The following is an 8086-nucleotide window of genomic DNA, read 5'->3' on the forward strand; positions in this document are numbered from 1 at the left end:
AATATAGGTAAATCATGCTATTTGATAATGAAATGAATAAAGAATTACAGTCATTTTCTAGAAATATTTCTGCACAACTATTGTTAGGCGGGATAGGTTTACTATGCCTTTATCGTGCGGACACAAAATTAGGTCTTACGTGGTATCAGTTCCATAGCTTATACATCATTGGTTTTTTATTACTACTCTGGTCCATGTATTTAGCAGCCAATAATGCAGCTATTTTATACAATGACTATCGTGATTACTTATGGCGTCAAGGTGAAAAATTTGATCGTATATGTTTAATGAAGCACCCTCAAAAAGAAGATAATCTCTTAATAGATATCTCAGAAAGCTTTAAAGGCTTAAAGAGTGCATCTTTGATAAGAATTCGTCTAGAAGGCGCATTTATCTTACTGATTTGGTTCTTATTTGCATTTGTCTATATATTAGGCATCATGATTATTTTTTTACAACAAGCTAAGATTTTTAGTTTCTAAAAACTTGAAGTCTACCAAAATTCAACCTTTACTAAATATTAGGTCCTAGAATTTATATTGATGAATGGTAACTCTCAGCTTTTCTCAAAAAAAAGGGAGCTTTCGCTCCCAAGCTTATCGACTTTTTATCTTAGCTTCAATCCATTGATGAACTTCCAAAGCTACCCATCCAATGCGCGACTCACTTAAGCGAACTGGCTTTGGAAAAGTTGGATCATAGTACTTTGAATTCACTTTTATCATTTCATAAATTTTTGCTCGACTAATACTTGTAAACTCAATTACCTCATTAATATTAATAATTTGATTCATCTGAAAAGTTTGACCTGTGAACGCATTCATGATGTTGACTCCTGATCATTGATGCGAGCGGTGATTCGCTCAGATAATAGGTCAGTCCAATAAAATTTTACTGAGTCCAATCTTGTCTAATCCCATCTAATTCACAGCTCGTACATTCTGCTGTAAACCTTGCTGAATATCCTGCACAAAGCCCTCCCCCTGATGGAACTTAGGCTTTGCTTTAGCTTTTGAGTTAGGCTGTACTTGTTCAAACTCAACAAGTTCATCTGTATAAAACTCTTCAACTAAATCCAGCCCCTCCTCTAAATCCACCTCAAATCGTGCGTTGCCATAACCCTGCCGTGCCATCTGATCTAAAGCATGTTGGTTAAATCCTGAAGCTTTACTTTGTTGATCAATGTCCTTAGCTGTTTGAATAGCGTGTTGAAGGTTGACGCCATCCCTGAGCGTTAAATCCACGTAATACACAGGTGTACGGTAGCTTTGTGTAGTGGACTTGCCTCTCAGGGTGAGTTGTAAGGGTAGGCATGAAAGCAAGCCATTTGATGCCGCATGGTAATAACTGAGTCTTGCTGCCAAAGTACGAATGCTATTAAAACCCGTGGTTCTAAAAATGAATGTGCCGAGTTCATCGGACTCATCTAAATTGACATGCAAACGCCCATATGGCTTGCAGTTGCCGCCTTGTGCCATTGGACATAGATCAGGAGATGGACATGAATGTTGCTCAATCCCTTGATGGGTCAATCGTTGACAGGTTTCTCCATTTCCTACACACACGGGGCGCCCTGTCTGACGGTCAAATAAACTGTACTCAGCCCTCAAGTTAAGCTCTGGATCGTTAAAGATCATACGAACTGGGATTGAACGGAGTTTTTGATTGGGTGCTTTGGCTCGAAGCTGCTCATCCAGTGGATGTTTAATCCACCCTTCTTTGCCTTGAATTTGACTAGTAATAGTAAATTGGTCATCCTTTTCAGGGATACGTTTACCGTTCTTTTCGACAACCTTGCCAATACTGATTCGCCCTAGAATAGGCGGTGTGATGGCTAGACCTTTAATCATGGTGTTTTCCTCTTCTGTTTAAATAAGTTTCTGTGTTTGCTTAAAATGAAATTGATATAAAAAATCCCATGCTGAGGCATGGGATTGTTGAGTGGAGCTTGATTCGCTGCTTATGAATTGCACTTAGGCTAAAGCAGCTTCAATCATCCTTGTTGTAGATATTGAAACGTCGTGAACCTTGTTTAGTTTGTGGGAACTGGTTGAGGTATTCAGGGTGTGATTTGAGTAAGGCTTTACTGTCTAAACTGATCGAGTCTTTAGCCTTTTTCCATGTCACTGAACCATTAGTGAATGTTGCACGTTCGGCATCTTGCATCTTGGCCTGAAGTTGATGCTTCAGCAGATCGAACTGCTCCTGATGCTTGTCAATTTGGCTTCGAGCTTGAAGCAATTGCTCAAACTGTTGATTGGCTTGCTCATCTTCGGATAGATCCGTGGTACTGAGAGGTACATGTTCTGGATAGAGGAGCTGTAAGGCTTTAGCTGCCGATTCACTGGCATCGGCTTCAGGTGGCGTATCCTTTTCCACACACTCCCAGAAGTAACGCTCTGCATTAATGATGTGTTGAATCACTGACTCTGAGCGTGTCACTTTAAAGATACGGGTTTCATGTCCACAGAGTAAAACACAGATATGCGCGGCTTTCTTGCCTGTCACGGCCAGTTGGTGTTGTACCTGACAGAGGACGTATAACGGTACACCGTCTCTCCACAGCTTGGCTCCATATTCCCCTGCAGTTTTACATTCCAGAATTTGTACTTCTGCACTCCCCACGACTGAGTAATCCAAGTTAGCCAACATAAAATGTTTGTCTGGATCAGGGTGTTGTAACACGGCATTGACACGACGGACTTTGCTGTTGGTATGCATGCTGTAGTATTCAGCCACTAAGGGTTCAAGCTGTTTACCCCAATATAAAGGTGCATGCCCTTCACTTTCATCTTCGATGCTTTGTTGAATTCGCCCTGTTTTGATCATCCATAGTTCGAGCATCGACATATAGGGATTAAGGCCACAGGCTGCGGCACAATCACTGCTACCGATGCCTTGTCTACGGATTTCTAGCCATTCGGCTTGACTCATACTTTTGGTGTTCACAAGACGTTTGGCACTGAAGAAACGTGGTGCAATAAAAGGTTGAGTTTTTATTGCTGTGTTGGTCATTACAGCATTGGATGAGTTGGAAATATTTAAGTGACTATTCATTATTTAATTCCTATATTCATTAAATTTCGGGCATAAAAAAGCCACATCCGAAGACGTGGCTATAGGTGTATTTGAGCGTTAGGTCAGTAAGTGAGTCTGGTCATTGATGAGGCTCAGGCAATCATGCGCAAGGCTTGTTCGAGTCCACGTTGTTTTAAACTTGCACCTGCACCAAACCAAGCGGAATCCAGACGGTGATCCTGACTCATGGCTCGACGTTCGTGATCGCAAAATTCGGTGATCGAGCACAGCAAGCCATAAGCGGTGTCTTTGGCTGAACTGAGTTCTGCTCCACGCCCCTGCCCATTAAACATGCTCATGACTTTGGACATGGCACGGCCATTCGGTTCAGTCTTGTTGTCAGCTTTAGTGGCTGAGGTGGCTTGTGTGGCGACATTACGATAAAACTGGATAATACTGTCGTCCTGCTCGATTGGACTTAAGCTGGTATTGTTAAACACCGCATCAAAATACGCTGCTGCTTCGGTCTGCGTCACTTTACGCTGACTGAGTTGTTTCATTTCATACATGTGTTCATCCCATGTACGGACTGAAATACCCAATTGCTGTTTGATTTTCTCAGCATCGAACTTGGTGCTGTGCGGGACTTTGACCACGCCTGCACTTGAGCTTTGTCCTTTCAGGGCAATGGCTAAAGTGTTGTTACACACCACACGGATCGAGGTGAATTGTGCTGTAGTCGCTAGGGTTCCATCACAAGCAGTCGCTAAGAGAATATAGCCATTACTGACATCTTTACCCTTTAAGGCTGAAGTCTGTCCTGTTCGTGCCAATGCCCAGAACTTCTTCCCACCTTTGAGTACACCTGCGGTTTCCAATTCAAAGCCTGATTGTTCGGTCAGATCACGATAAAACTCTAAGATCTGTTTCGGTTGCACTTCCTGATAACGTTGACTGACCACAGACAGTGGTGCATGGGTATCGGAACGGTATAACACCCGTTGTTCTTCATAGGGCATGATGATGCTTTGCCCTCGTTCATTCTGCGCCATATAGCTGACATTGGAAGATTCAATGCGCCAGTCCATGCCTGCTTGTTGTGCCCAGACTTCAATCGGTTGGTTTTGTGTGAGTTGGTTGCCTAAGCCATGCCAAGGGGTTTCGCCTACATAAGCCATTTGTTCAATTTGATGTGCCATACGTTTTGTCCTTCTAAACAAAAAAGGCTGCTGGCCCCCATTCCTTAATTGGAATGAAGTCCAGCAGCCTGATTCAGATTGGTCTTGTGAATATGCTTATTAAGCCTTATGTAATTGGCTCAACAAACTCATTCAGTGTATTGATTCATCTTTATGTTATATAAGTGAAATTTCTTTCAATCCACGCAAAAGCCTCAAACACCTAGCCCGTGGTTCATGCCCCTGAAGATACCGTCTTGAGCTTATTGTGTGGTCATCACAATTTCTCGACCATCCTTCAATACGGCAACCACCTCTCGGACATTCCGTGGATCACAATTTAAAAAGAAGCGCATGGTTTTACCGTACAGAATGGGATTGGCACCTCACGATAATCGGCTTTACAGTTACCACGGTTCACCACCACTCGATCCAGAGTAATGCTGTCAGAGAGCGAGATTAAATGTAGATAGGCTGTTTCCACCACGTTGTTCGGGCCAAAGACCTGATTCTTGATTTCAATGCGGTATTGCATGGTCGCATCGCCTTGGTCAGCGGGTGCTTGTTGTGCTTCCTTCTCCGCCTCCTGTCTGTTCAAGGTTTCCCACTCATCCCAGCCTTTGGCAATGAACTCTCGTATTTCCTCGACAGGGGTCACTTCCAAATTACTTAAGTAAAAGCCTGCTGTACTGGCAGTTTCTTCACTGGGTGAGTTTTCTAAAGCCTCTAAATCCTGTATTTCTTTCTCGGTCAGTTTTTCAGCTTTGACCGCAGCTTTCGTGTCTTCAGTTTGAGCAACCGCATTCTGTGCATGTGCTGCTTCTGGTTGCTTTTCACAACCCACTGTGAGCATGGCAATGGTTGCCCACATCATGATCTTTTTCATTTTATTTCTTTCCCCCTATTCCCAATAATGCTGACAAGATGGCAAAACAGATGAGCATGAGAAAAAAACTTGGCCCTAACCAAATCAACAAAATGACGATACCAATACACCACAAAATTAAGGACATCATCTATCTCTCAAGCTGTTGTATTCAATCAATACTGAATATTAGAACCATCAAATAACGCTGAACCTTGAATGGACAATCGGCCTGCCTCATCTTGGATTAGTACCGCTTTCTCTTTCACCTCTTGACCCGTTTCGGACTCAAGATCGTAGCTACAGGCAAAGATGGGGCGCTTTTTTTCTTCAGGGAAAACGTAGCCTTCCTGACTACACTCGATATTGGATACCGATTTAACTTTTGGGTTTAAGCTTGCGTATTGGTTGTACAAGCTCTTTATGTCCTCTTCTTTGAATGAACCTTCACCGCATCCCATTAAGAATACTGGGACAGCCAGACAGACATAGAGCAATTTATTGATTTTCATATGGATTCACTTATTTCTTCTAAAGCGTAAGATTGGATAGATTTTTTCCATTCTTTAATTTCTGAATGGCATTGCGTTGTCTTAACGATTCATACACTGTTGGTAATATTTTTCTCTAAACATTTGCTTGGTTGCATCAAAGGTTGCCAATCCGCCTCGTTCATATTCAAAGGCATCATGAATGATGGGTCTCAGCTGTTCACGTAGCGCTTCATTATTTCCAGCCAGAAAGAATGTCGCATTGGCGATTTGTCCTTGCTTCAAACGTACATCCATGACGGTTTCAGCAACATCCGCTTCTTCCTGACAGGCTTTTTCCTGTTCTGATGTACAGCCTGTCAGTAAAGCAATTGCGACGATCAGTAGTAATTTATTCTTGAGCATGTTCTGTTCCTACCCTCTGCATTTACCAACGGAATAACCTCTGGCAAAGTCCAGACGTCGTACATCGTCTTCACTGGTCACAGGCACAGTAAAGAATGGCTTACCGTATTGTTCACGGATGGTGTCATAACGACAGCCACAAGATTCTTCACTGCTTACGGCAGTTTTAATGGCTGAGTTTGGATACATACACTGTTCAATATAGGCTTTGCGGTCTTTGGCATCCGTCGATGAACAGGCAGATAAAACAGGTAAAAGGCATACAGCAAACATGCTGAATGTTTGAATTTTCATGAAGCTCCCCTCTAATATTGTTCTGTATTGAAATCAAAATTTAAGACACAAGGATGCATGCTCCCTAGTGAGGAAGATGTGCAGATATGAATAAAATGAGACGAATAAATCCCATCAACTGCTTGATGAAAAGTCAGTTGTTTGAAATAGAATTCAGTACAGTAAGGGGATGATTTGAATGACCATGATGGACTCCTTGTGTAAAAGAAGAACTACCACATCACTGCTAAATAATGGTGGCAGAACGAAGAGGGTTAGCAGACTGGTACACAAGGATCCAGCACGCGCAAGCGCGTCCCCCTCCGTCCTACCATAGAAAAAAGGGGGACGTGAGGATCCAGTACTAAAAATCTGACTTTTTAGTACTCTTGTGTATAGGGTCTGCTAAAACCCACTGGCAATGTAGGCCAGCATGCTAAGAATAATGGTGAGGGCAAGTTAAGTCAATTCAGATGGTTATGGATACGGCTTATTTTGTATGTCTATATTTATTGATTACTTAGAGTACTTTTAACTCTACTTCTAAACTTAAGCTTTACTTAGAAAAATCATGGAAGAATGATTAAATATTAGACGTGTAACGCGACTAAGCATAAAAAGCCATTCTAGCGTCGAACACCCTAGAATGGCTTTAATTAAGTTAAGATATAGCTATTAATCTTAGGTAGTCGAGTGGAACAAAATCATTTTAATATTGTTCACCAATATAGAGCTTAAGAGCAAGGATAGCTTTTTCTTCAGATTCATTAATTAGCTTTTCAGCATAATAACTCGTCATTTTATATCCAATTCCAGCGGCAATCGCCTGCCCCACTAAAGGCACCCACGAACTAAAACTTTTAGAAGCCTGTGCTACAGCCAATTTAGGCAAAATCTGTTTAATTCCAGCCTCTGTAGCATATTGAGCTAACCATTTACTAATTCCCTGAATCGTTCCATGAAGCTTACCGTTCTCTTCACTTTTTTCAATATAGTCCGCAATACTTGAATCAACTAGGCCATAACTTTTTAGAACTGTTTGAGTTAACTTAACCAAAAGTCCGACATCAAATGCAACATTGACACCCAGCACTGGGTTTAAGCCATTCGCAGCTGATAAATACGCATATCTTTTAGCAACTTCAGTTATCGTTTCTCGCTTCGCTTTAATAGCTTCCTCGCTATATGCTGCGGACTCACTAATGAATTTTCCCTTTTTTATATTAGGTAAATTTTCAGAAATGTCTTTTATTAATCGAGCCGTGTCAAAATGTGCAATCTTTTTAGGCTTAGACGACACTAAATAAATTTTTGAGATATCAGAAACATTCGTATTATGAATCATATCGTTTAAAACCATTTCTATAACTTCATCTCTAGAAAGGTCATTATCTTCGGCACCATCTCGTACAGCATCATCCATCTTTGTACGTACTAAAAAAATAGGCTTTTTAAGTTCATTCGTAACGTAATTAAAGAGCTTAATATCAGCTTCATAAAAACGGTTTGCTGTCACTAAAACAATGGCATCAAACTCAGACAATTTCATGTCATCGACGTAAGATTCAAAAGGAAAGTTAGCTGTACCACAACCTGGCAAATCAACTAAAATAATTCCATTCTCTGTCTTATATTCTTTTGGCTCCATTGTTGTTTCAACAAAGCCTACAGGAGCGATTTTCGATCCTGCAATTGCATTAATTAAAGAAGATTTACCTGATCCACTTTGACCTGTAACGGCAATTTTGACTTCTGTATTTTCCCACAAATCTACTTGGGCCTTAATATTATTAAGTACATCCTCAATAGAGCTTTCTTTTGTCGAAGAATTGTTAAACATCTTCTCGTTAATAACA

Annotated in this window: 9 protein-coding genes and 1 pseudogene; 1 reads left to right on the top strand and 9 read right to left on the bottom strand. The window is 41.2% G+C overall.

The features are described 5' to 3' along the window. Window positions 1-32: 32 nt before the first annotated feature. Window positions 33-482: a hypothetical protein gene (locus ACWQ4X_RS19255; protein ID WP_457904627.1), complete on the top strand. Its 450-nt coding sequence runs from the start codon at window positions 33-35 to the stop codon at window positions 480-482. Window positions 483-596: 114 nt separating this feature from the next. Here ACWQ4X_RS19255 and ACWQ4X_RS19260 read toward each other — a convergent pair whose 3' ends face one another. The 9 genes and pseudogenes from ACWQ4X_RS19260 to ACWQ4X_RS19300 all read right to left on the bottom strand — a co-directional run. Continuing rightward, on the bottom strand, window positions 597-824 hold the full coding sequence (locus ACWQ4X_RS19260; protein ID WP_457904628.1) for a helix-turn-helix transcriptional regulator: 228 nt from the start codon (window positions 822-824) through the stop codon (window positions 597-599). A gap of 96 nt (window positions 825-920) precedes the next feature. Beyond that, a complete protein-coding gene (locus ACWQ4X_RS19265) occupies window positions 921-1850 on the bottom strand; it encodes a recombination directionality factor (protein WP_457904629.1) in 930 nt (309 codons plus the stop codon). Between the two features lie 139 nt (window positions 1851-1989). Beyond that, entirely contained in the window at window positions 1990-3015 is a 1026-nt protein-coding gene (locus ACWQ4X_RS19270) for a YqaJ viral recombinase family nuclease (protein ID WP_457904634.1), read from the bottom strand. A gap of 155 nt (window positions 3016-3170) precedes the next feature. Continuing rightward, window positions 3171-4217, bottom strand: coding sequence for a DUF932 domain-containing protein (locus tag ACWQ4X_RS19275; RefSeq protein ID WP_457904630.1), 1047 nt, complete (start codon window positions 4215-4217; stop codon window positions 3171-3173). A gap of 242 nt (window positions 4218-4459) precedes the next feature. Further along, a pseudogene (locus tag ACWQ4X_RS19280) lies at window positions 4460-5082 on the bottom strand (hypothetical protein). A gap of 155 nt (window positions 5083-5237) precedes the next feature. Then, window positions 5238-5573 carry a hypothetical protein gene (locus ACWQ4X_RS19285; protein ID WP_114154787.1) on the bottom strand — a complete coding sequence of 112 codons (336 nt, stop codon included), beginning with the start codon at window positions 5571-5573 and terminating at the stop codon, window positions 5238-5240. Between the two features lie 81 nt (window positions 5574-5654). Beyond that, window positions 5655-5957 (bottom strand): hypothetical protein, encoded by a 303-nt coding sequence (locus ACWQ4X_RS19290; protein ID WP_457904631.1) that lies wholly within the window; start codon window positions 5955-5957, stop codon window positions 5655-5657. A 9-nt stretch (window positions 5958-5966) separates the two neighbouring features. Next, window positions 5967-6251, bottom strand: a complete 285-nt coding sequence (locus ACWQ4X_RS19295) for a hypothetical protein (RefSeq protein ID WP_457904632.1) — start codon at window positions 6249-6251, stop codon at window positions 5967-5969. A 688-nt stretch (window positions 6252-6939) separates the two neighbouring features. Further along, the coding region (locus ACWQ4X_RS19300) for a GTPase (protein ID WP_457904633.1) at window positions 6940-8086 on the bottom strand (1147 nt) is incomplete at its 5' end.

The organism is Acinetobacter sp. NigerLNRRAM0016, from assembly GCF_054112845.1.